Raw genomic sequence first — 21,895 nt, 5'->3', positions numbered from 1 at the left:
TTGCCACCCACCAACACCAAGGCTCAAATCAACCCAGGACTCTCGTTATCGCTGGATGAGAAACGGGGGTCACGTCACGGCGTCGGCGCGGCGTCCGGCGACGTCCTGGCGGTGTCGCGGGCCGGCTTCTTGTGCTTCTTGGCGTTCTTGCCCGTCATTTCGCCCGGGGACGGCGCGGCGGCCTGGTCCTCGGCGACGGGCGCGGTGGTCGAAGTGGGCGTCGCTGCGGAATCCGCCGGAGCGGCCGTATCGGGTAGCGCGGGCGCGGCAGGATCCGCAGGCGAGGCGGGGGGCGTTGCGGCCGGCGGCGTCGCGCTCTGAGGCGAGATCGTCTGGGGCGCTGTGGTTTGGGGAGAGGTCTGGGCCAGCGCCGAGCCGGCGAAGGCGAGGGCGGCCAGAGTCAGGGTGGTGGTGGTGGCGCGCAAGGTGTTCATGGTCGTGACCGTGTTGCAGCAGCGTCGATGTGTGACGCAAGGCCTACGCTGGCGGGGCAATACGGTCGAAATGACTTCGTATTCTGGCCATCGCGCCGCATGCGGGACCAAGGCGAGGCCGTTGTGGCGGCAAAACGGCGCCCCAGGCAGAGCCCAGGACGCCGTCAGGGCGCGGGAAGCGCTTTGAGGTCTAGCGGTTGGCGATGACGTCGAAGATCAAGCCAGTCGCGATGGCCGCCAGCACGTAGTCATTGCCGGTGCGGTACCAATAGTAGCCGCGCGGCGGCGAACGCAGGTTGTAGCGGTAGTAGTCGTTCACGACATAGCCGTGGCCGCGATAGTAGCTCGGCAGATAGGCCCCGCGACGCCAGGCGCTGTAGCCCGGTCGGTAGCCGGGATGGCCGTAGTAGGCGGAGGGCGGCGGGCCATAGTACCAGCGGCTGTTGTAATAGTAGCCGTTATGACGGCCGCGATCCCAGCGATCGCTACGATCCCAGCGATCACCGCGGTTCCAACGGTCGCCGCGATCACGATCCCAACCGCCTCGATCATGATCGCGGCCGCGATCCCAATCACGGTCCCGGTCGCTGTGCTCCCAGCGGCCGCGGTCCTGGGCGGCGGCGTCGGTGGCGGTCAACGCCATCGGGCCGGCCACCGAAGCTGCGGCGGCGATCGTCAGCAGCAGACGCTTCATCTCGTCTTCTCCTCGTGGTCGGGCGAACACCCGGAGGCGCCGCCAAAATCTTCCCTCGACCTTGAACGCACGATGAGCGGCCCTGGCTGAACCCAGCCTGAATGGCGTTGTCAGCGATTTACCGTATCGGCCTCTTGGCGCGCGGCGCTGCGGCGACCATGTTCAGCAGCAACGACGACGAGGGGAGGGAAGGCCGATGAGCCGTCCGATCGAACTGCACTATTGGCCCACGCCCAACGGCTGGAAGATCTCCATCGCGCTGGAGGAGATGGGCCTGCCCTACGAGATGGTTCCGGTGAACATCGGGGTGGGCGAGCAGTTCAAGCCGGAGTTCCTGGCCATCAGCCCCAACAACCGCATGCCAGCGATCGTCGACCATGACGGCCCGGACGGCCAGCCGATCTCGATCTTCGAGTCCGGCGCGATCCTGCAGTATCTGGCGCGCAAGTCCGGCCAGTTCTACGGCGCTAATGAGCGCGAGCGGGTCGATATCGACCAGTGGGTGATGTGGCAGATGGGCGGGCTGGGGCCGATGGCTGGCCAGACGCACCACTTCCGCCAGTACGCTCCCGCGATCATTTCTGACCAGCGCCAGATCGCCTATGGCGTCATCCGGTACACCAATGAGACCCATCGCCTGTACGGCGTGCTCAACAAGCGTCTCGATGGCCGTGATTTCGTCTGCGGCCAATTGTCCATCGCCGACTTCATGATCTGGCCGTGGGTTGTTCCCTGGAAAAATCAGGGCATCATTCTCGAGGAGTTTCCGCATCTGAAGGCGTGGTTCGAGCGCGTTGGCGCCCGCGAGGCTGTCCAGAAGGGCTTCAAGCTGGGTGCGGAACTTCGCTCCGGCGGCCTGCAAGCCTCTGGAAAAGCTGCGGAAGACGCTCGCAGAGTCCTGTTCGGCCAGCGCGCCCGTTAACGCGCTGTATACTGGCCTTTACGCGCAGTAATCACCTCTAATAACTAGTATATTCGACATTATTTTCATGATGTTTGGCCGCTTAACTATATGTTCAGTGGCTGTGGACTTTTCTTCTCTCAGGCTCTGATCCGCCAGAAGGGCGAGGCGAGCTTGAGAGAGGAGATGTGCCATGATGTTGATGAATGAACCGCCGGCCGTCGTTTCCACGCTGCCGCTGCCGACCGCCGCGTCCACCGGCGACGAGCTGTTCCGGATGGGCCTGTTGTACTCGACCGGTCAGGGCGGCGCGCCGCTCGACTACGTGTCGGCCCACATGCTGTTCAATCTCGCCGCCATGCGCGGGTCGATCGAGGCGAAGGTCTATCGCAAGGAACTCTCGCAAGAGATGGCCAGCGAAGAGGTCGCCGAAGCCCAGCGCCAAGCGCGCGAGTGGCTGGCCCACGGCTGAGCCCGGGTCTCCGGGCTCGCTGCGCCTTCGCTCATCCGCCGCCTAGCGGATGTTGCCGTTGATCGCGTAGCTGAAGCTGACCGGCAGCAGGTCGCGGAAGTACTGCTGCATGAACAGGCCCGTCTCTGCTGCGCCGCTGCGCGGCACATAGACGATGTCGAAGCGGCGCAAGGGCACAAGGTCCGCGCCGCCGGGGCTGGTCAGACCCTTCAGCAGGTCGGCCGTCCGCATCATCGCCCGCCCGTCGGGGCCGCGACGAATGATCACGACCTGGTTGCGCTTGGCGCTGGTCTTGAAGCCGCCTGCCTGGATGATGGCGCGCAGGGCGTCGCCATCACCCGCCATGTCGTACACGCCGGGGTTTCCGACTTCGCCGCCGACGAACACCTTCAGCGGCGCCGTCGCCTTCACGGAAATCTGCACCTGCGGTCGCAGTAGGGTGCCGGCATAGGCCTGGCTCAACGAGGCCTGCAGTTCGCTAATCGTGCGGTCGGCGGCCATCACCGGCTGAACAAGGGGCACGGTGATCCGGCCATCCGGCTGTACGGTGGCGCTCTTGTTGAGCTCGGGCGCCGAGGGCACCGTCATTTCGATCTCATCGCCGGGGTAGAAGCGGTAGTCTGGCTCCTGATCGCTCCAGTCCGCATAGCCGATGTTCGAGAACGTCGCCGTCGGGCGGGGCGCTGGCGTGATCGGCTCGGCGTCCAGGTGCCCACAGGCGGTCGTTCCGCCGGCCATCAGGACCACGGCCAAGGCCGTCATGAGGTGCGTGCGGCTCTGCATGCGACAAGTCTTAACAGGAATGGGTAACGAACCCTTAAGACCGCCAGCCCCAGGGTGGAGCCAAGTTAGATCGCCCGGATTCGCATGTCGACGAGCGCCTGGATCAGCGTGCCGCACGACTCCCCGCCGCCCATGGCGGGGGGAGGCGGTGGTGCGCGAGCGCGCTACGCTCCAAGCGACTTTGTCACCCTGCTGTGGCGCGAGCGATTTCTTATGCTCGTGGTGTTCCTGCTGATCGCCGCCATCGGCGTGGGTTTCGCCATGACTCTGAAGAAGAGCTACGAGGCCCAGTCCAGCCTCTTCGTGCGGCTTGGTCAGGAGTATGTCTACGAGCCTCGCGCCGGCGATGCAGGTCGAGGCGCTGTGCCCAATACCGACGAGGTCATCCAGTCAGAAGCCGAGATCCTGGGCAGCGGCGAGCTGCGCGAGCGGGTGATCCGCAAGATCGGCTTTGGGAACATCTTTCCCAAGGTGGCGACCAAGTACGCCGTGGCGACGCCGGAGGAGAAGCGCAAGCTGATCGCTGAGGGCCGCGACTCGATCGCCAAGAGCCTCAAGATCGAGACCGCGCCGGATAACTCGATCATTCGCCTTGCCTACCAGCACCAGGACCCCGAGATGGCGGAAAAGGTGCTCAACACGCTTCTGGAAGAGTATCTGATCTATCGTCGTACGCTGTTGATCGGCGGCGACAGCAACGTGCTGCAACGCCAGCGCGATATCTTCTCTCAGAAGCTGTCTGACGCCGACGCGGCTTATCAATCGTTCCTGATGACGAACGATATCGGCGATTTCACAGCCCAGAAGACCGCGCTGACCCAGCTCCAGGCGCAGGTCGAGCAGCAGAAGTACTCGGTGGACGCCCAGCTCCAGGACCGCATGGGCCGTCTTGCGACGGTCGAAGCCGAACTGGCGCGGACGCCGGCGGAGACGATCCTCTATCGTGACATCGACATGTCGGCCTCGACCAAGCTGGCCCAGCTCAAGTTGGATCGCGAGGGCTTGCTGTCGCGCTACACGCCCAACGCCCAGCCGGTGATCGACATCAACGCCCAGATCGCGCAACTGGAGGCCGGACTGGCCGCTGGTCGCACCGCCGGCGAGGGGGCGCGCCGCAGCGGACCTAATCCGATCTGGCAGACCTTGGCGACCACCCGCAACGATCTGCGGGCCGAGGTGGCGGCCCTGCAGCAGTCTCAAGCGGCTTACGCCCAGCAGGTGACCGATGTGAATTCGCGCCTGCTGCGCCTGGCGCAACTGGAACCGCAGTTCAACGAACTGTCGCGCGACCGCGACGTGCTCTCCTCGAATGTCCGCGACTTCACCGTCAAGGAGCAGCAGGACGAGGCCCAGCGGCAGATGTCGGCTGAAAGCAGCGACAATATCCGCATCGTTCAACGCGCCGTGGCCCCGTCGACGGGTAAGAGCCTTAAGAAGCCGGTACTGGCCTTGGCGATCATGTTTGCCGGCTTCACCGCCCTGTGCGCCGGTCTGGTGCGGATGTTCCTGCGTCCGGGCCTGCAGACCCCGGCTTCGGCCTCGCGCACGCTGGGCATGCCCGTGTTGGCGACGGCGGCCGTCAAGCGGTGAGCGCTTTCGTCGCCTTTCGCTCCTAGGGTTAATGTCGCACCTTGCGAAGTCCTGGCCGCGTAGCGATTCGGTAGATGGTGGATTTGAACGTCGAGATGACGGAGTTGTGGAGCGCGCTGGGCGCGCCCCCTGCTGGCCGTCCGCACGTCGTTCAGTTCGTAGCGGCGCGGCGCGGGGAGGGGACCTCCACCGTCGCTCGTGAGTTCGCCCGCTTCGCCGCCCGTCGCGCTGGGCGCAAGACCTGGCTGGTCGATCTGGATCTCAACGACCCGACCCAGTTTCACGCCCTGGCGGCGGATCCTCAACGCTATGGACCGCTGGGCCCGCCGGTTGCGGCCTCGCCGGACGGATCGGTCTTCTTCACCGTCCAGCCGCCGGCGCCGCGCCCGGAGGGCGGAGTGTGGCCGGACGCCAAGTACTTGATAGGTCATAGCGTGGGCGGTCCACGGCTTTGGGTGGCCCGTTTCAACCGTGAGGCCCTGCGAGGGCGACAGCAGGCGCATGTGATCCCGGCGGCGGACTACTGGCGCGCCCTCCGCCAGCACGCCGAGGTGATCGTCGTGGATTGTCCGTCCGTGGATCGCTCACAGTCGGGCCCGGCGATCGCGCGGCACATGGATCAGACCATTCTCGTCGTCTCCGCAGATCAGCCCGATGTCCGCCAGCCCGCGTTGCTGCGTGACGCGATCACGGCGGCGGGCGGACGGTGTGCGGGCCTGTTCTTCAACAAGGTGTCGCTGCAGCCCCCGGCTTTCCTGAAGGCGATTCTGCCGTGACCTACGCGCCGACGTCGATGGGCTGGAGCGCAGATCGGCCTCACGCGGCGACGCCATCGCTCCTGACCCTGGCGGCGGCGATCGTCATGCTGCTGATCTTCAGCGCCGGCTGGCAGTTGCCGCTGTTTGGCGAGAAGGCCGATGAGTCCGCTTCGGGCCTCCTGCGCGTGGCTTTCCTGCCCGCCTATGGCCTGGCGTTCCTGCTGATCATGGGCCGACCCTGGAACATGGTTCGGGTGAGCGTCCGTCAACCCTTCCTGATCATCCTGATGGGCGTGGTCGCCGCCTCCATCTACTGGTCAATCCAGCCTGACGTCTCGATCCGGCGCGGCTTTGCGGTCGGCTGCACCACCCTGTCGGGCCTGGCCCTGGCCTCCAGGTTCCGCTGGGCAGAGCTAGCGCGCTTGTACGGGATCGTCTTCTGCCTCCTGATTGTGGCGAGCTACGCCGTGAGCCTCGCCATGCCATCGATCGGCGTGATGACCGAGCTCTTTCCCGGCGCTTGGCGCGGCCTTTGGATGGAAAAGAACTCGCTTGGCGGCCTGATGGCGTTCGGCGCGTGTCTGCTTGGCGCGGCGGCCTTGCTCAATCCCGATCGCGCCAAGCTGTTCGTGGTGTTCGTGGGGTTGGCCATCGGGCTGGTGCTGCTCTCGCAATCCAAGACCGCGCTGGCTTCGCTGCTGCTGGGCATGACGGCGCTGGGGTTCGTGTGGATCGTCCAGCGTGGACCCGCCTTCGGCGCCGCCGCGACCTGGGCTGGCGTCACCGGAGCATTGTTGCTGGTCATGTTCGTGCTGCTGGCCTCGGATGTGTTGTTCGAGATCCTTGGCAAGGACGCCACACTGACGGGCCGTACGGAAATCTGGACCGCCGCCATGCGCCAGATCGAGCAACGGCCCTGGCAAGGCTACGGCTACGCCGCCGTCTGGGGGGACAAGTCCGGCTGGGGCCCGCTGGCCTGGATCGTCAATGACGCCAAGTTTGTCCCCCAACACGCGCATAACTCCTGGCTGGAGCAGTGGATCGGCATAGGACTTTTCGGGCTGATCGCCTGGGGGCTGTTCTATCTGCAGACGATGTCGCTGGCGTTGGTCGCGGTCTATCGCGAGCGCGGCGCGATGCTGGCGTTCCCGTTCCTGGTGGTGTTCACCCTGGTCAGCCTCACCGAGAGCATTGCGGTGGTCTACAACGACTTCCGATGGGTGCTGTTTGTCTCGCTGGCCGCCAAGCTGGCCTTCTCGGATAGTGCTCAGGACGAGTTCTAGAGCCCGATCCGTCTAGCGCCCTCGGCCACCGTCACGACGTCGAAACCGTCAGCGCGGGCGCGGTCGATCAGCCGCTCCAAGGCGTCTGTCGTGCATCCCCACTGCGACGGCTGTTCTGCGACGTCATGAGTATAGAGGATCAGCCACGCCTTGCGGTCCTTGGCCTTGTCCAGCCAGGCGTTCGCGACCGCCTCGCCATCCTCGCCCTCGATGCCGACAGCGGGCGTCTGGTTGAGGTCGGCCCCGTTCGTGATCAGGCCATGATGCAGCGCGCGAAGCGTCTTGAACCGACCGCTCAGCGCGGTCTTGGCCGCAGCCGCCACATCACCATAGGGATAGGCGAAGCTGACCGGCTCGCCTGCGCCCCAGGCCGCCAGGCTCTCGGCGTTGCGATCGACATCCTCCAGGGTCGCCGTACGGCTGGACTGGCCGCAGTCGAGGTGGGAGTAGGTGTGGCAGGCGATTTCGTGTCCAGCCTCATGCAGGCGGCGCGCATCCTCGCCGTTCGCGAACCGGCCCATGGGCCCATCCCGACCCGCCAGGCCGGCGGCGAAGTAGTAGGTGCCCCGCAAGCCCCGCGCCTCCAGAACCCTGGCGCCGGCCTCGCAGGCGGTCGCGGGGGCGTCGTCGAAGCTGAACGACACCATCGGCCGCTCCAGAGACACCTTTGCCGGACGGCGGTGAGCCAGTCGGATCAGGCGTCGACGCAGCTTGCCCTTCAGCGTGCGGTCCGGCTCGTAGGCGTCGACCTTCTCGAATTCCACCGGCATCAGACGGCCTCGCTGTAGAGCGCCGCGCGGTAGAGCCGCATGGCCAAGGCGCGGAGAGCGACGGGCGCGGCTTCGGCCAGCGCCAGCTGTTTTAGCAGCGGCCGCCATACGGTGCTGAGCGGAACCGCCTTCAACAGCTTGGCGACCTTGTAGCTGGGATAAGCGCTGACGACATCGCGATGGCTGACCACGACTCGCGCGAAATTGGCGGCGGACTGCTCGTACTTGGCGGCCATCACCGGAGCGGCATCCAGGCCCAGGTGGGTGGCGGTGTTGTCGATGTGCAGGATCGGATGCTGGCGTGCGACGCGCATCGCCCACTCGACATCTTCCCAGCCCCAACCGGAGAACCCTTCGTCGAAGCCGACGCTCTCGAAGACGTCTCTGCGGACCAGCAGGTTGGAGGTGAAGACGTGCTTCTCCGGCGCCTTGGCGCGTTCGGGCGCGGGTGTGCAGTCGCTCTTCAGCGCCATGGCTCGGTGCAGCGCGTGCTCGGGACGTAGGGGCGTCTGATCCAGCGTGAAGCCGCCGAACGCCACGGCTGCACCGGTCTCGGCGACAGCCGACCATCGATCCAGGAAGTCAGGTGTGTCGGGCAGCATGTCGCTGTCGAGGAAAAGAAGATGGTCGCCGCGCGCGTGAGAGGCCAGCCGATTGCGGCCCTTAGCGCGGCCCTCGTTGCGCGATAGGCGCACGAAGCGGGCCGGGGTGCGCATCTTGTCGATCCGGCGAGCGATCCGCTCGGCCAGAGCGTCATCGCCGCCGCCGTCATCCAGAACCACGATCTCGGCCGCAGCAGTGGTCTGGTCGAGGGCCTTGAGGAGTGCGCTGGGGTCGTCGCGGAAGGTCGGGATCAGGACCGACAGGCGCGGCTTGGCCGCCGCCCAGGCGGCGTTCTCGAGCCGCAGCTCGTTGACGGGCGCGTTCATGTGGCTTGCGCCTTTCGACGAAGGAGGACGGTGAGCTTGCCGCGAAGGCCGGCGACGTCGAGGCCAAACACAAGGGCGCCGTACACAGCCGCGCCGACGCTGGCCTTCAGGATGAGCTCAAGCAGGCCGCCCGGGGCGGGGAGAATGGCGACGCACGCCGCCATCGCGAGGCTGGCGCCAGCGGCCTTGGCCAGCACGTCCCACGGGATCGGCAGGGGACAAGCGCGGCGACCCAGCGCCCAGGCCGCTATCGCGCCGACGCCGTAGCTGACCGTCGTGGCGATCAGCGCGCCGTTCAGTCCCAGGCGCGGGATCAGGACGAGGTTCAGGACGACGTTAGCTAGGGCCGGCGCGCTCATGCTGACGATCAGCAACGATGTCCGTCGCGCCAGGGTGAAGGCCTGGAGCAGGTAGTAGGTGGTCACGCCCGACAGCCAGCCGCTGGCGGCGATCCACGGCGTCACATGGCTGGCCTGAGCGCGCATGGCCTCGCCAACCATCATGTCCGCCAGCGGCCTAGCGACCAGCGCAAGGCCCACGGCGGCGGGCAGGGTGAGCAGCACAATGACACCAGCCTGCTCGCGTGCCGCATCTTCCAGGGCCGGCTGCCCGCCGCGCTCCAGCGCCTGGATCAGGGCCGGACCGCCGGCCATGCCCAGCCAGATGAACAACACGTCCAGGGTGCGGCTGCCGAGTGAATAGCCGGCGTGGTAGACGCCTACCGTCGCTTCGTCGAGGAAGGCCGCCAGCAACAGGCGGTCGGTGCTGGCCAGCACGAGGGCCAGGATCAACGACAGCGCCACCGGCGTTCCATAGGCGAAGTAGGTTTGCGCCAGCGCCTTGTCGAAGCGGCCGCCGGTCATGAACTGCAGCTCGCGGGGAAGAACTGCAGCGACGCAAAGCAGCGACACCACGCTGATCCCAAGCAAGGGCGCTGCGCCGCCCAGGCCCGCCAGCGCCAGTCCCAGGCCCAGCGCGAAGCCGCCAGCCGTCTGAACGATCGAGAGCAGCGCTGCGCCCGCGACCTCGCCCGCCGCGCGGCGACGCTCTTGGGCCAGTTTAACCAGGCTGTTGACCAGCACGGCGGCGAAGCCGGCCGCAAGCGCGATCCGCAGGGGCGCGTTCAGCGGCGCGAAGGCCAGCACTGCGCCGCCGATCAAGGGGACGATCAGCGCCGCCCCCAGCCAAAGCCGGTAGAGAGTGGCGAAGTGATCCGCCGTCCGCCCGTCCTCGGCGCGAGTGGCCAGGAACCGCGCCATCGCCGCCTCGGTCCAGGTCAGCAGACCGGTCTGCACCAGGCTGAAGGCCGAGAACGCCAGGGCGTAGACGCCATACTGGGCCGGATCCAACAGACGCGTGAAAAGGACGATGGTGAGCAGGCCCACCACGCCTTGAACGATATTGACCGGCAGATAGCCGAGGACGCCGCGCCAGAACATGCGCGGCCTAGCGCACGGCGGACCGATCCCCCAGCAGGCAGGGGATGGTCATGACAATGATGTAGAGGTCCAGCCAGAACGACTGGCGCTCGATGTATTCGACGTCCAGCGCCACGCGCAGGCGCACGCTCTCGGGCGTGTCGACCGGACCGCGCGAGCCCTTGATGGCAGCCCAGCCGGTGACGCCGGGCTTCATACGATGGCGGTGGGCGTACTGGGCGACCAGCTTGGCCGACTCCACGCCCGCAGTCTTCATGCCGATGGCGTGGGGGCGGGGACCAACGATCGACATCTCGCCGGTCAGCACGTTGAACAGTTGCGGAAGCTCATCAAGGCTAGTCTTGCGGATGAACTTGCCCACGCGAGTGACGCGGTCGTCATCGGCGCTGACCTGGCGAGCCGCGCTGGCGTCGGCCATCTCGTGGCGCATCGAGCGGAACTTCCAGACCAGGATCGCCTCATTGTTGAAGCCGTGGCGGCGCTGGCGGAAGAAGACCGGGCCCGGGCTGTCCAGCTTCACCGCCAGGGCGACCAGCAGCATGATCGGGCCCGCGATCAGCAGCCCTAGGCTGGCGACCACCAGATCCTGAGCGCGTTTGAGCAGGGCACGGCGGGTCGAGGCGGGCGAGCCCGACAGGGGCGCTTCGCTTCCAGCCGCGATACGGGCGAGCGCCGCGTCGTCCTCGGTCGCGCCGCCGACGTCGATGAAGAGATGCAGCGGGTTGGGCAGGACGTCCAGCTTCTCGACCAGTTGGCGCACCCGCGCCTGAGCCGTCGAAGCCACCGCAATCACGACGCGGTCGACATAGGGCATGATGCGATGATCGAGCAGGGCCCCCGTGTCGCCCAGCACGGGCACGCCCATGATGTTCTCGGGCGCGCGGTCCAGGCGGTCGTCGAACACGCCCAACACGTTGACCTCGCCCGTGCGCAGGGCTGCCTCGATCAGACGTTCGGCGTTCTGGGTCGCCCCGACGACGACCACATTCGGGGTCAGTCGCCCTTGAGCGCGACCGCGGGCGATGACCGTCCACCAGCCAACATGCGCGCCGGCGAGGACGGCGGTGGAGGTCAGCAGGGTCCAGACAACCGTCGTTCCCGAGGGCGCGGAGGCCAGGCTCGCGCCCGTGGCGATCAGGAAGCTGACGCCCAGCGCCAACCCAACGCGCGCCATATGGGCGCTCAGGGCCTGCTTGCGCGCAAAGGCGTAGGCGTCGACGAGGCGCAGGCCGATTAGCGCGGTGATGGCCCAGACCCCCGCCACGATCGGCGAGCCCAGACCTGTGACCAAGACCGCGACGCCAGCGGCGACCAGAATGTCGACGCCACGAAAGGCGCGGGCCAGCAGCCGCGTCTCCAGACGCGCGCGTGAGGGTACGAGTTGTCCAGGCCGGAACGGACCTCGCTTGGCCGTGGCCGAGGGATCCCCGCCGCCGCCGGACCGCGTTGTCTGCGTGTCCGTCGCCGGGGCGAAGGCCAGGGTTTCGGCTTTGGAAATCGGTGAAGGCACGGGACGCACGACGCTCGTCGTTGAGAAAACCGCGTTCAGCCTAGCGATCCCGTCTGAGCGTCACGTTAACACCGGAATTTTCCGATATCCGCCGTTGTCATCGCGAAGCGAACAGGCTATCGAACCGCTCCCTCTCAGGAGGAGACGTGGCCGAGAGGCTGAAGGCACCGCTTTGCTAAAGCGGCATACCTCAAAAGGGTATCGAGGGTTCGAATCCCTCCGTCTCCGCCACCCCAATCCACTAAACCGTCTCTAAGCGCTGGATATTCCGCCAAGTGGCCGATTTCGCGCGTCTATTTCCGGCCAAAGAGAACGCGCGGCGTTGCTGGTCGCCGCGCCATTGCGCGATTTTGCGCAACGATCTGGCGCAAGTCTCCGCCCCAGGGCGGCGGGGCGCTGATATTCCCTGATCACGCTGCCAAACAGCGATTTTCGCTAAAGGCAGTGATTGGATTTCCGGAGGAACAGCCATCAAGTAGCTGTTTTCATGAGCATTTCGTGCCGCTGCACGCCCTTTTTCCCTGCGCCAAGAACAGGGTATGTTCTGCGGGGGAACAGGCTAGCTTGCCCGTGGAACAGTTAACCGATCTGCGGCGAACAGGAACGAAGCGAGTTCGCGACATAGAAGCCGCAGTTTTTGCTAAGGTCGCGCTGACGAAGCGTGCTTTTCGACCGAGGCGGCAGGTAGACGATAGATCGCCTCCTGTTCGGCCCAATTGAGTGGTAGGTAGCCTCGCTTGAGGTGTTCAACGGTAAGGTTGGGCGGTACGCGCCCATCCAGAATTGCGCGCTTGAGCGCTGGCGACAGAAACGCGATGCGGATAATGCGTCGCGCGTAGGTCGGCGCGGCCCCTTCCGATTTGAGCAAGCGCTCAAGGCTGCCAGCGCCTTCGGTCAAAAGACAACGTTTCCAGGCTTCGGCGCGGATCAGGGCCTGCAGCAGGGGCGGATCCTGAGCCGGGCGCGCGACGGCGGGCATCCCGTCTGGCCCAAGGGCCAATTTTACCCCGCCGCGTGCCTGGATGGTCGCCGCCAGCACCAGGCGCAGTCTGCCAGCATTGATTTGCAAGGTGTCCGCTGTTGGCAGCGCCAGCCTCGCCCTGCGGATCAGCGCAGATGAGCCGTTGATAGCGAGATCGACAGTAACCTGCTGTTGGGAAACCTCTATTTGCTCGACAAGATCCTTTAGGTCCCGGCCTATCATCAACGTCTGTGTCAGTCGCGCTAGGCGATGGGCGATCAGGTTCTCCAGCGCAGGTGCAGGGACACGGCTTACGGAGCCCGCCTCATTCTTGCGCCCGACCAGGAGCGCCGTTGAGACGAAGTATCGGTAGCCACGACCCCGTCTCCATGTCGTGACCGGTGACATCAGATTGCCGCGGTCATCAATGATGCGACCGACAAACGGTGACGACTGATCCTCAGTCGTCTTCGGCTTTGGAGCGTGAGCCGTTTTGCGCAGCTCGGCCTGAACGGCTTCGAAAAGCGCGCGTTCGACGATCGCCTCATGCTGCGCAGGATAGATCTGACCCTTATAGGCGATCTCGCCCACATAGAGTCGGTTCGATAGCAGGCTAAAAAGCGCGCTGCGCCCGAACGGCTTGCCGCCGAGCTTCAGACCCTTGCGTGTCGTGTGGACCTTGGATCGCATGCCTTCTCGCGCCAAGGCGTCACGCAGCGCGGGGACCGATTGGAGTTCCAGGTAACGGCGGAAGATGCCACGCACCTGCTCTGCCTCCGCCAGATTGATCACCAAGGTCCTGTCCTTGGAGTCGTAGCCGAGGGGGATTGGACCGCCCATCCACATACCCTTGGCTTTCGAGGCGGCGATCTTGTCGCGGATGCGCTCGCCCGTGACCTCGCGTTCGAATTGGGCGAACGACAGCAGCACATTGAGGGTCAGGCGGCCCATGCTGCTCGTCGTATTGAACGCCTGGGTGACCGAGACGAACGAGACGCCTTGCGCATCAAATCGATCGACAATCTTGGCGAAGTCCGACAACGACCGGGTCAGGCGATCGACCTTGTAGACCACAACGGTGTCGATCTTGCCGGCATCGACATCGGCGAGCAGGCGGGCAAGGGCAGGGCGATACGTATTCCCGCCGGAATAGCCGCCGTCGTCATAGACACTTGGCAGGGCGCTCCAGCCTTCGCCAGCTTGACTTAGTACGTAGGCCTCGCAGGCCTCGCGCTGGGCGTGGAGGCTGTTGAAGTTCTGCTCCAGCCCTTCCTCGGAGGACTTCCGCGTGTAGATCGCGCAGCGGACGAGCGGCGTGATGGCGGGGTGGCGCAGGCGTTGGGCTTTCCTCATTCGGTGTAGCGGGCTCGTAGGCCAAGCAGGCGCTGACCGTTCAGGCGAATGCCGTTGAAGCAGCGCGCGTCGGGCGGTTGCTGGTGACTGAGCCTGGCATCCGTCCTCCTTAGGCGCGGCCGCGTTGACATGGGCATCGAAGCTTCCGCCGAGGCAGAGTTCGGCGGAGTAGGGCGTTCGTCACGATCAAGGCCTTGCGGGTATGCTGCTGTAGCGCATGCGAGAGGCGCTAGCAGTCCAGCGACGAAGCATGACCGCGGGCGCGCAGCTGGCGTTCGAAATGTGGCCATAGGCGTTCCAGTCTAGCGGGGCGACATAGCCCCCACCGACCCAAGCCCGGCCTGACCGAGCTTCGATACAGTGGCGCTCGGTTCTGGGCTGAAGTCCAGTCGGTGTGGATTGGAACAAAGTGATAACCTGAACAGAGCTGGAACGCTCTCCGAGAATCCGCTATGGTTGAGTCGTGACAGATCGCGCCCTTCCTCGCTCCCTCGAGGCCCGCCCGCCGTCAAAGCTCCGGCCCTACAGCCGGAACGCTCGGACCCATTCCCGCAAGCAGATCCGCCAGATCGCCGACAGCATTCAGCGGTTCGGGTTCACCAACCCGGTGCTGGTCAGCGATGACGATGAGATCATCGCCGGTCACGGCCGGGTCGAAGCCGCCAAGCTTCTTGGCCTGTCGACCGTGCCGATCCTGCGGCTTTCTCATCTCAGTCCCGAGGAGCGCAGGGCCTATGTCCTCGCTGACAACAAGATCGCTCTGAGCGCGGGCTGGGATCAGGACATCCTCGCGATCGAACTTCAGGCGCTGATCGACCTGGACTTTGACGTCACCCTGACGGGTTTCTCCCTCGCCGAAGTGGATTTTACGCTTGAAGCGGCCCGAGAGCGCGATCCGGAGATGCCCGTCGGGAAGGAAGATAAGATACCGCCCATGGCGGAGGAGGTGGTCACCCGCAAAGGCGATGTCTGGATTCTGGGACGGCACCGGCTGGTTTGCGGGGATGCTCGTGATCCGGAAGACTACGCGCGACTGCTCGGCGATGATCAGGTGGACCTGATCTTCACCGACCCGCCCTACAACGTGCCCATCGACGGCCATGTCTGCGGCTCTGGCCGCATACGACACCGCGAGTTCGCCATGGGTGTCGGCGAGATGAGCCAAGACGCCTTCACCAGCTTCTTGATCGATGCGCTCACCCCCATGGCGGCCCGGTGCCGAGACGGGGCGATCGCCTTCGTGTGCATGGACTGGCGTCACATGACCGAGCTTCTCAACGCGGGAGGTAAAGCCTTCTCAGAGCTGAAAAATCTCTGCGTTTGGAACAAGACCAATGGTGGTATGGGCACATTCTACCGATCAAAGCATGAGCTGGTTTTCGTCTACAAGGTCGGTACGGTGCCCCACACCAACACCTTCGGCCTCGGCGACAGTGGGCGATACCGGACCAATGTCTGGGACTATCCCGGCATCAGCTCGATCAGCCCGAACCGGACTGAAGAACTGGCGATGCACCCCACCGTCAAGCCAACCGCCATGGTGGCCGATGCGATCAAGGACTGCTCCCGACGCGGCGACATCGTTCTGGATGGTTTCGGTGGGTCTGGGACAACTCTGATCGCAGCCGAGGTCTGCGGCAGAGCCGCACGCCTGATCGAGTTCGACCCCCACTACTGCGATGTGATCATCCGCCGGTTCGAGCTGCTGACCGGCAAGCGAGCCGTCCTTGAAGAGGGAAATTGCTTGTTCGATGACGTCCGCGCCGAGCGCCTTGGCGGGTTAGCTGCGTGAGTGAGCCAGGTAAGCCTGAAAGCAAAAGCTCGGCCGTCGTCGGATACAAGCGGCCGCCGTCGGAGCATCAGTTCCGGAAAGGACGTTCCGGGAATCCTAAGGGGCGGCCCAAGAAGAAGCCAGCGTCGAACCGGCCTGCAGATCTTGTGCTCAGCCACTATCTTGGCGACTTGGTTCTGCTGGAGGCCGTGAGGCCCATACAGGTGCGGGAAAACGACCAGGTTGTTGAACTGCCGCTCATCCAGGCCGTCATCCGCAGTCTCGGCGTAGCCGCCGTGAAGGGAAGCCACCGCGCCCAGATTGCGCTCGCCGGTATGGTTAAGGCTGTTCAGGACAAGACACTTGAGGATCGGTTGGCGTTGTTCAAGTCTGCCGTCGCCTACAAGGACTCCTGGGAGGAAGCGTTCCTTGCCTGCGATGCTCGGGGTGAGCCTCGACCTGAACCGGTACCCCATCCGCACGAGGTCCGGGTAAACACCAAGACCCTGGAGGTCACCTACAACGGCCCAGATACACCGGATGAGAAGGCCAAGTGGGACAAATTCCTGGCTCGTCGACAGGAGGCGCTCGATGAGATCGCCGAACTGCGCAAGCTCAAGAAGCGAAAAGCGTGGGCGAACCTTCACGACGCCCTCGACTCCGACATTGCCCATGAGCAGCGGCTCGCGGACATGATCGCAGATATCATCCCGGATGAGAAAACGCGGCGCGAGCCTGACTTTGATTTGCGCGAATGGCGGGAGCGCCGGAAGGAAATCAGAAAAATCCAGGCGAGTTACAAGCGAGGGGGCGACTGAGCACCGAATGCGGTTTCGCGTGTCTTGTCGCCTCGGTGCTTGTTCATCCTGGGCTCAAATCCCGCAAACCGAAGAACCGGGGCCCATTCCAGCGCGTGCCGGTAATTTCGCGAGCAATCTGAGAAAGATTGGCCCAGACCTGCCCGTTGTATCGAAAACCTTGGTCCAGCGCCTCCACCACATAGCGCTGGCCGTCGTAGTCCCGTTGCAGGATCGTGCCGGGCCTGAAGGTCGCCTTTCCGCTTTTGATCCTTTCGCCGCGGAGGTAGCCCTGCACTAGGACGGCCAGTTGCTGTTGCAGCTCGAGGTCACAGCCCAGAGCCTGCTCTTGGAGCTTCTCGGCCAGCAGGCGCCGCAAAAGGTCCGCCGCCCGCAGTTTGGGTGGTTCGCTGGCAAGGTATCGACGCCACGCCTCGCGTAGTGCGTCGATTCTCATGTCGTCGAGCGCCGAGACGGCATCTTGCAATGAGCCGTTCATCGATCGGACGTGGTGACAAGGTGAACATGCATTTTGGCGCGCTGAATCTTGGCGCTGAGCTCTGCTCGCCGGTTCAAGGCGCGCGAGCCGATCATGCCGAGCTCAAGCCGGGTCTGCGGCACCTTGACCCTTAACAGGCGCGTCCGGCCCTCACGCTTAAGGCGCCAGATGTAGCGCCCGCCACGCTTTACCGAAGGCGGCGTGAGCGCCTTGGGTCGGTCACCCTTCAAAGTGACGAGGTACCGGTGAGCACCGTCGACTGTTTCGCGTCGTATCGGGAGGCGAAGCTGTTTTGCGATGACGCCGGCGAGCTTCCCCCGAACAGAATGGGGCCGCCAGCCTGTAATCTCGATGAGTTCTGCGAGCGTGGTGCCGTGAGGCTCCAGGAGGCGGCGAACAATGAGGCCCAGCTTCCCCTTTGGAAACGCGAACTCAAGCTGCGCTGCGTCGTCGAGTTGGATGCCCATTGCCGTCCCTTGTGCCGAGCGGGACGCCAATCGCCGCCGCCACTGCGGCGAGCCCGGGTTTACCGGGCTTGTGAGCATTAACGCTCTGGTCGAACTAGAAGTCGAGCATGCAATTCCGGTGGCGTTTGGTGAGGGACGAGCATGCCGGCATTTACCGGCATCGCCGCAAGGTGATCAGGCAATCTTTCGTCTAAAACAGAATGACTAGCTCGACTTCTGGAGCGACCAGAGCGTTCGTCGCGACACCCTGAGGAGGCATCACGATGATCGCACCACCAGTATCCCAGCCGCTCACACCCCATGAATGCTCACCATCTGGTGCAGCCTTTAACTCGCTGCTCGATGTCAACTTTGAGGTGGTGGAGAACTTCGGCCAGGTCATCGACCTATATCTCGCGTCGATGGAGTACGCCGCGCTTCGACACAGGACACAGCAAGATTACGCAAAAAAGCTCATCGCTATTCGGGCGCGTTTCGGGGCTTGCTCCCTGGCCGAGCTTGATGATCGCCGTTTCACCCGCGCTGTTTTTGCCTGGAGAGACGCCGCGCGCGCCAAGCCCCGGTCTGCAGACTATCGGCTTCAGGTGCTCAAGCTTGTCCTGTCTTGGGCCCGCCGGCGCGGGATGATCGATTTCAATCGCGCCGCAGCGCTGGGCTGCCTTTACCGTTCGCGGCGCCGACACTGCTCATGGTCTGACGAACAGATCGAGGCCTTCAAGGCCATCGCGCCGCCCCACATGAAACTCGCCCTTGTTCTCGCGCTGGAGACAGGGCAGCGTCAGGCAGATCTGCTTTCTCTGGACTGGGCTTCGATCGATAATGGCCTGATCCATATCCTGCAGCGAAAGAGCGGCGTTGAAGTCGCGGTCCCGATCACGGACGATCTCCGCAGCGCGCTAGATGCTTGGGCGTTCAGCCGGGAGGGCACCCTGCTACGCCGATCGGATGGCGCCCCTTGGATCGCGGAGGCGAACGGCTTTCGCAATTCATGGAGAACGGCCTGTCAAAAGGCAGGCGTTGAGGGGGTGACCTTTCATGACCTACGCGGCACGTTCATCACACGTCGCCTGGCGGACGGCTGGTCTGCACTGGAAGTCGCACTTTGTACCGGGCACTCATTTCGTAACCTGGCGATGCTAGATGCTTATGCCGATCGCCAGTCGCTGTCCCTGCGCACAGCTGAACAATTGAGGGCGCGGGTGGCGGGATTTCGGTAGAGGCGGCCGCTATGGTCGACGCAGCAGGGTGCCGTGCAAACCGGCAGGCAATGTTCTCCCTCGACGCAAGTGTCTCCGCGATACCCAAAAAAGCTTGGTAAACGCTCGTGAAGCCGATTGTTCGTCGCCTCGTGATTTAGTAAAGCCTTTCTAAACTATCCGGCGAAGATCCGGGCTATTCACTGGTGGGGACCACGTGCTGATCGCAACGAATCCGTCTGCGGACCAGCGAGCCTGTGTCGTGAAAACGTCACCGGTCGCTAGAGATCCGCTTAAACGAGCCATGGATGTTCTGGCCGCGGGTGGCGCTTTGCTGTTCTTCGCGCCCCTCCTTCTGCTCGTTGCGGTCCTGATCAAGCTGGAGTCGCCGGGCCCGGTGCTGTTCCGTCAGTCGCGGGGTGGGCTGAACGGCAAACCCTTCACGATCTTCAAATTCCGCTCAATGCGGTGCCAGGAGAACGGCTCGAAGGTCGTTCAGGCCAAGCGCGATGACGACCGCATCACGACGGTCGGACGCTTCATTCGCAAGACCAGCATCGACGAGCTTCCTCAGCTGCTGAACGTCATGCGCGGCGACATGTCTATCGTGGGCCCCCGCCCGCACGCCCTGGCGCATGACGAGCAATACGGTGCCCTGATCGCCAACTACCATCTGCGCTTCCGCACCCGCCCTGGCCTGACAGGTCTCGCCCAAATCAAGGGCCTCCGGGGCGGCACCAGCCAGGTCGAGGCGATGGCCGCTCGTATCGACGCGGACAACGAATACATCGAGCGCTGGACCTTGGGTGGCGACGTCAAGATCCTGCTGATGACCGTGCCGCATCTGCTACTGGCCGAGAACGCTTACTAGCGATTGATGGCGGCGGCGCCGCCGTCAGCGGGGGATACTTATGCAGACCGTTCTGGTAGCCGGCGGCGCTGGCTATGTTGGCTCGCACTGTTGCCTAGCCTTGGCACAGGCCGGCTTTCGCCCAGTAGTCTACGACGACCTATCCAACGGTCATCGCGAACATGTGCAGTGGGGACCGCTCGAAGTGGGCGACATCCGTGATGCCTCACGTCTGGACGCGGTGTTCGCCGCCCATGCGCCGGTGGCGGTCCTGCACTTCGCCGCCCGTATCGAGGTGGGCGAGTCCGTCAAGAACCCCGGCGCCTTCTTCGACAACAATGTTGGCGGCACGATCACGCTGATCGAGGCCGCCCGCCGTGCGGGCGTGAACGCCATGGTGTTCTCGTCCACCTGCGCGACCTTCGGCGACCCGGTGACCCTGCCGATGCCCGAGGATCATCCCCAGGCGCCGCTCAATCCTTATGGCCGCAGCAAGCTGATGGTCGAGCAGGCCTTGGCCGACTACGACCGCTATGTCGGCTTCAAGAGCGCCGTGATGCGCTATTTCAATGCCGCCGGCGCCGATCCCGAAGGCCGTATCGGCGAATGGCACGAGCCTGAGACCCATGCCATCCCGCTGGCGCTTCAGGTCGCGTTGGGTCAGCGCTCGCACTTTACGATCTTCGGCGACGACTACGACACGCGGGATGGAACTGCGGTCCGCGACTATATCCACGTCCTAGATCTCGCTGACGCTCACGTCTCGGCCTTGCGTCGCCTTCTCGCGGGCGGATCATCGGAGTCCTACAATCTTGGGACGGGGACCGGCACCACGGTTCGCGAGCTGGTCGATGGCGTTGGTCGCGCGGTTGGTAAAGCGCTGCCGGTCCAGGTGGCGGAGCGACGCGCAGGCGATGCGCCCGTTCTGGTCGGTGACAACGGTAAGGCCCGAGATCAGCTCGGCTGGCGGCCTAGTCGTGATCTTGGCGCTATTCTTTCGAGCGCTTGGCGCTGGCACCAAGCACAGGCCGAGCGAGGCCGCTGATGAGGTGGCGTCGGGAAAATCTGATCAATCTAATTGTTACATTTGCGGCTTAGCCGCAGTGCAGGCGAAAGTCAGGACAGATCGATGCGCGTAGCGATGATTGGAACGGGCTATGTGGGCCTGGTGTCTGGGACGTGCTTCGCCGACTTCGGGCACGTGGTGACGTGCATCGACAAGGATCCGAGCAAGATTGAGCGCCTGGAGAAGGGCGAGATCCCGATCTTCGAGCCGGGCCTGGATGATCTGGTGGCGCGCAATGTCCGCGAAGGCCGCCTGTTCTTCACCCTGGACGGCGCGCAAGCGATCAAGGACGCCGATGCGGTGTTCATCGCCGTGGGCACGCCGACCCGTCGCGGCGATGGCCATGCCGACCTGTCGTATGTCTATGCCGCCGCTGAAGAGATCGCCGGCCTGATCGACGGCTTCACCGTTGTGGTCACCAAGTCGACCGTGCCCGTCGGCACCGGCGACGAGGTTGAGGCGATCATCAAGAAGGTGCGCCCCGACGCCCATTTCGCTGTGGTGTCCAACCCCGAGTTCCTGCGCGAAGGCGCTGCCATCGAGGACTTCAAGCGTCCCGACCGCGTGGTGGTCGGCACCGACGATGAGCGGGCTCAGGCGGTGATGCGCGACCTCTACCGGCCGCTGAGCCTCAACGAGACGCCGATCGTCTTCACCGGCCGCCGGACCAGCGAGCTGATCAAGTACGCCGCCAACGCCTTCCTGGCGATGAAGATCACCTTCATCAACGAGATGGCCGACCTTTGCGAGAAGGTCGGCGCCGACGTGCAATCGGTGGCCAAGGGCATCGGCCTCGACAAGCGGATCGGATCGAAGTTCCTCAACGCCGGCCCCGGCTATGGCGGCAGCTGCTTCCCGAAGGACACCATCGCGCTGGTCAAGACCGCCCAGCAGTACGGCGCGCCGACGCGGCTGATCGAGACCACGGTTGAGGTCAACACGGCTCGCAAGAAGGCCATGGCCACGAAGGTCGCCGACGCCATCGGCTCGACGGACCTCACCGGCAAGACCATCGGCGTGCTGGGCGTAACCTTCAAGCCCAACACCGACGACATGCGCGACGCGCCCAGCCTCGACATCCTGCCGGCCCTGCAGGCCATGGGCGCCAAGGTGCAGGCCTTCGACCCTGAAGGCGCCAAGGAAGCCGCCCACATGCTGGAAGGCGTCGAGTTCAAGGCCGGCGCCTATGAAGCCGCTGAGGGCGCCGACGCCCTGGTCATCCTGACCGAGTGGGACCAGTTCCGGGCTCTGGATCTGGATCGGCTGAAGCTGCTGATGAACGCTCCGGTCGTCGTAGACCTGCGCAACGTCTACAAGCCCGCCGAAATGGTCCGTCACGGGTTCACCTACGCCTCCATCGGGCGCGGCTGAG

At 64.5% G+C, this 21,895-nt stretch carries 20 protein-coding genes, 1 tRNA gene and 1 pseudogene; 12 read left to right on the top strand and 10 right to left on the bottom strand.

Annotation, left to right across the window (positions count from 1 at the left end; translation table 11 throughout):
* Positions 1-74: 74 nt before the first annotated feature.
* Both ACT53N_RS03900 and ACT53N_RS03895 read right to left on the bottom strand, forming a co-directional pair.
* The gene (locus ACT53N_RS03900; RefSeq protein ID WP_476062642.1) at positions 75-434 is read right to left on the bottom strand and encodes a hypothetical protein; all 360 of its coding nucleotides are present in this window, start codon (positions 432-434) and stop codon (positions 75-77) included.
* Positions 435-624: 190 nt separating this feature from the next.
* Complete coding sequence (locus ACT53N_RS03895) at positions 625-1,128, bottom strand: RcnB family protein (RefSeq protein WP_476062641.1); 504 nt, start codon at positions 1,126-1,128, stop codon at positions 625-627.
* Between the two features lie 196 nt (positions 1,129-1,324).
* Here ACT53N_RS03895 and ACT53N_RS03890 point away from each other — a divergent pair, with 196 nt between their 5' ends.
* On the top strand, positions 1,325-2,050 hold the full coding sequence (locus ACT53N_RS03890) for a glutathione S-transferase N-terminal domain-containing protein (RefSeq protein ID WP_476062640.1): 726 nt from the start codon (positions 1,325-1,327) through the stop codon (positions 2,048-2,050).
* 172 nt (positions 2,051-2,222) lie between these two features.
* Positions 2,223-2,501: an SEL1-like repeat protein gene (locus tag ACT53N_RS03885; RefSeq protein ID WP_310216596.1), complete on the top strand. Its 279-nt coding sequence runs from the start codon at positions 2,223-2,225 to the stop codon at positions 2,499-2,501.
* 42 nt (positions 2,502-2,543) lie between these two features.
* On the opposite strand, the gene ACT53N_RS03880 is transcribed toward ACT53N_RS03885, so the two are convergent.
* Positions 2,544-3,284, bottom strand: coding sequence for a polysaccharide biosynthesis/export family protein (locus ACT53N_RS03880; protein ID WP_476062639.1), 741 nt, complete (start codon positions 3,282-3,284; stop codon positions 2,544-2,546).
* An 84-nt stretch (positions 3,285-3,368) separates the two neighbouring features.
* On the opposite strand from ACT53N_RS03880, the pseudogene ACT53N_RS03875 reads away from it, so the two are divergent.
* From ACT53N_RS03875 to ACT53N_RS03865, 3 genes and pseudogenes are all read left to right on the top strand, one after another.
* Positions 3,369-4,900: pseudogene (locus ACT53N_RS03875) on the top strand (Wzz/FepE/Etk N-terminal domain-containing protein).
* 48 nt (positions 4,901-4,948) lie between these two features.
* Positions 4,949-5,650, top strand: coding sequence for a P-loop NTPase family protein (locus ACT53N_RS03870; RefSeq protein WP_476062638.1), 702 nt, complete (start codon positions 4,949-4,951; stop codon positions 5,648-5,650).
* A complete protein-coding gene (locus ACT53N_RS03865; RefSeq protein ID WP_476062637.1) occupies positions 5,647-6,915 on the top strand; it encodes an O-antigen ligase family protein in 1,269 nt (422 codons plus the stop codon). The genes ACT53N_RS03870 and ACT53N_RS03865 overlap by 4 nt, the downstream gene beginning before the upstream one ends.
* Here the strand turns inward: ACT53N_RS03865 and hfsH are convergent.
* The 4 genes from hfsH to hfsE are packed head-to-tail and all read right to left on the bottom strand — an operon-like array spanning position 6,912 to position 11,563.
* On the bottom strand, positions 6,912-7,685 hold the full coding sequence (hfsH, locus tag ACT53N_RS03860; protein WP_476062636.1) for an oligosaccharide deacetylase HfsH: 774 nt from the start codon (positions 7,683-7,685) through the stop codon (positions 6,912-6,914). The two genes, ACT53N_RS03865 and hfsH, sit on opposite strands and share 4 nt — an antisense overlap.
* The gene (gene hfsG, locus ACT53N_RS03855; protein ID WP_476062635.1) at positions 7,685-8,614 is read right to left on the bottom strand and encodes a polysaccharide biosynthesis protein HfsG; all 930 of its coding nucleotides are present in this window, start codon (positions 8,612-8,614) and stop codon (positions 7,685-7,687) included. The genes hfsH and hfsG overlap by 1 nt, the downstream gene beginning before the upstream one ends.
* Complete coding sequence (gene hfsF / locus ACT53N_RS03850; protein WP_476062634.1) at positions 8,611-10,053, bottom strand: polysaccharide biosynthesis protein HfsF; 1,443 nt, start codon at positions 10,051-10,053, stop codon at positions 8,611-8,613. Before hfsF ends, hfsG begins: the two co-directional genes overlap by 4 nt.
* Positions 10,054-10,060: 7 nt before the next feature.
* Positions 10,061-11,563, bottom strand: coding sequence for a polysaccharide biosynthesis protein HfsE (gene hfsE / locus ACT53N_RS03845; RefSeq protein WP_476062633.1), 1,503 nt, complete (start codon positions 11,561-11,563; stop codon positions 10,061-10,063).
* 140 nt (positions 11,564-11,703) lie between these two features.
* On the opposite strand from hfsE, the gene ACT53N_RS03840 reads away from it, so the two are divergent.
* Positions 11,704-11,794 (top strand) — tRNA-Ser (locus ACT53N_RS03840).
* Positions 11,795-12,203: 409 nt separating this feature from the next.
* Here the strand turns inward: ACT53N_RS03840 and ACT53N_RS03835 are convergent.
* Positions 12,204-13,877, bottom strand: coding sequence for a recombinase family protein (locus tag ACT53N_RS03835; protein ID WP_476062632.1), 1,674 nt, complete (start codon positions 13,875-13,877; stop codon positions 12,204-12,206).
* Positions 13,878-14,340: 463 nt separating this feature from the next.
* Between ACT53N_RS03835 and ACT53N_RS03830 the strand changes: the two genes are divergently transcribed.
* A complete protein-coding gene (locus ACT53N_RS03830; RefSeq protein ID WP_476062631.1) occupies positions 14,341-15,669 on the top strand; it encodes a site-specific DNA-methyltransferase in 1,329 nt (442 codons plus the stop codon).
* Complete coding sequence (locus ACT53N_RS03825) at positions 15,666-16,466, top strand: DUF5681 domain-containing protein (protein WP_476062630.1); 801 nt, start codon at positions 15,666-15,668, stop codon at positions 16,464-16,466. The genes ACT53N_RS03830 and ACT53N_RS03825 overlap by 4 nt, the downstream gene beginning before the upstream one ends.
* A 43-nt stretch (positions 16,467-16,509) precedes the next feature.
* Here ACT53N_RS03825 and ACT53N_RS03820 read toward each other — a convergent pair whose 3' ends face one another.
* Both ACT53N_RS03820 and ACT53N_RS03815 read right to left on the bottom strand, forming a co-directional pair.
* Positions 16,510-16,944 (bottom strand): DUF2924 domain-containing protein, encoded by a 435-nt coding sequence (locus ACT53N_RS03820; RefSeq protein WP_476062629.1) that lies wholly within the window; start codon positions 16,942-16,944, stop codon positions 16,510-16,512.
* Positions 16,941-17,411, bottom strand: a complete 471-nt coding sequence (locus ACT53N_RS03815; protein ID WP_476062628.1) for a DUF3489 domain-containing protein — start codon at positions 17,409-17,411, stop codon at positions 16,941-16,943. Before ACT53N_RS03815 ends, ACT53N_RS03820 begins: the two co-directional genes overlap by 4 nt.
* Positions 17,412-17,674: 263 nt before the next feature.
* On the opposite strand from ACT53N_RS03815, the gene ACT53N_RS03810 reads away from it, so the two are divergent.
* The 4 genes from ACT53N_RS03810 (at position 17,675) to ACT53N_RS03795 (ending at position 21,894) form a co-directional block, all read left to right on the top strand.
* Entirely contained in the window at positions 17,675-18,628 is a 954-nt protein-coding gene (locus ACT53N_RS03810; protein WP_476062627.1) for a tyrosine-type recombinase/integrase, read from the top strand.
* Positions 18,629-18,824: 196 nt separating this feature from the next.
* Positions 18,825-19,478, top strand: coding sequence for an exopolysaccharide biosynthesis polyprenyl glycosylphosphotransferase (locus ACT53N_RS03805; protein ID WP_476062626.1), 654 nt, complete (start codon positions 18,825-18,827; stop codon positions 19,476-19,478).
* Positions 19,479-19,518: 40 nt separating this feature from the next.
* Entirely contained in the window at positions 19,519-20,502 is a 984-nt protein-coding gene (gene galE / locus ACT53N_RS03800) for a UDP-glucose 4-epimerase GalE (protein ID WP_476062625.1), read from the top strand.
* Positions 20,503-20,586: 84 nt separating this feature from the next.
* Positions 20,587-21,894, top strand: a complete 1,308-nt coding sequence (locus tag ACT53N_RS03795) for a UDP-glucose dehydrogenase family protein (protein WP_476062624.1) — start codon at positions 20,587-20,589, stop codon at positions 21,892-21,894.
* The last annotated feature ends 1 nt before the right edge of the window (position 21,895 follow it).

This window comes from Caulobacter sp. DMC95 (genome assembly GCF_056313785.1).
Note: the sequence above shows the minus strand (reverse complement) of the source record. Positions and strands in the feature narration are given on the sequence as shown.

Coding starts and splice junctions, on each gene's coding strand:
- ACT53N_RS03900 (WP_476062642.1), bottom strand. CDS start 434: ATGAACACCTTGCGCGCCACCACCACCACCCTGACTCTGGCCGCCCTC.
- ACT53N_RS03895 (WP_476062641.1), bottom strand. CDS start 1,128: ATGAAGCGTCTGCTGCTGACGATCGCCGCCGCAGCTTCGGTGGCCGGC.
- ACT53N_RS03890 (WP_476062640.1), top strand. CDS start 1,325: ATGAGCCGTCCGATCGAACTGCACTATTGGCCCACGCCCAACGGCTGG.
- ACT53N_RS03885 (WP_310216596.1), top strand. CDS start 2,223: ATGATGTTGATGAATGAACCGCCGGCCGTCGTTTCCACGCTGCCGCTG.
- ACT53N_RS03880 (WP_476062639.1), bottom strand. CDS start 3,284: ATGCAGAGCCGCACGCACCTCATGACGGCCTTGGCCGTGGTCCTGATG.
- ACT53N_RS03870 (WP_476062638.1), top strand. CDS start 4,949: ATGGTGGATTTGAACGTCGAGATGACGGAGTTGTGGAGCGCGCTGGGC.
- hfsH (WP_476062636.1), bottom strand. CDS start 7,685: ATGCCGGTGGAATTCGAGAAGGTCGACGCCTACGAGCCGGACCGCACG.
- hfsG (WP_476062635.1), bottom strand. CDS start 8,614: ATGAACGCGCCCGTCAACGAGCTGCGGCTCGAGAACGCCGCCTGGGCG.
- hfsF (WP_476062634.1), bottom strand. CDS start 10,053: ATGTTCTGGCGCGGCGTCCTCGGCTATCTGCCGGTCAATATCGTTCAA.
- ACT53N_RS03835 (WP_476062632.1), bottom strand. CDS start 13,877: ATGAGGAAAGCCCAACGCCTGCGCCACCCCGCCATCACGCCGCTCGTC.
- ACT53N_RS03820 (WP_476062629.1), bottom strand. CDS start 16,944: ATGAACGGCTCATTGCAAGATGCCGTCTCGGCGCTCGACGACATGAGA.
- ACT53N_RS03815 (WP_476062628.1), bottom strand. CDS start 17,411: ATGGGCATCCAACTCGACGACGCAGCGCAGCTTGAGTTCGCGTTTCCA.
- ACT53N_RS03810 (WP_476062627.1), top strand. CDS start 17,675: ATGATCGCACCACCAGTATCCCAGCCGCTCACACCCCATGAATGCTCA.
- galE (WP_476062625.1), top strand. CDS start 19,519: ATGCAGACCGTTCTGGTAGCCGGCGGCGCTGGCTATGTTGGCTCGCAC.
- ACT53N_RS03795 (WP_476062624.1), top strand. CDS start 20,587: ATGCGCGTAGCGATGATTGGAACGGGCTATGTGGGCCTGGTGTCTGGG.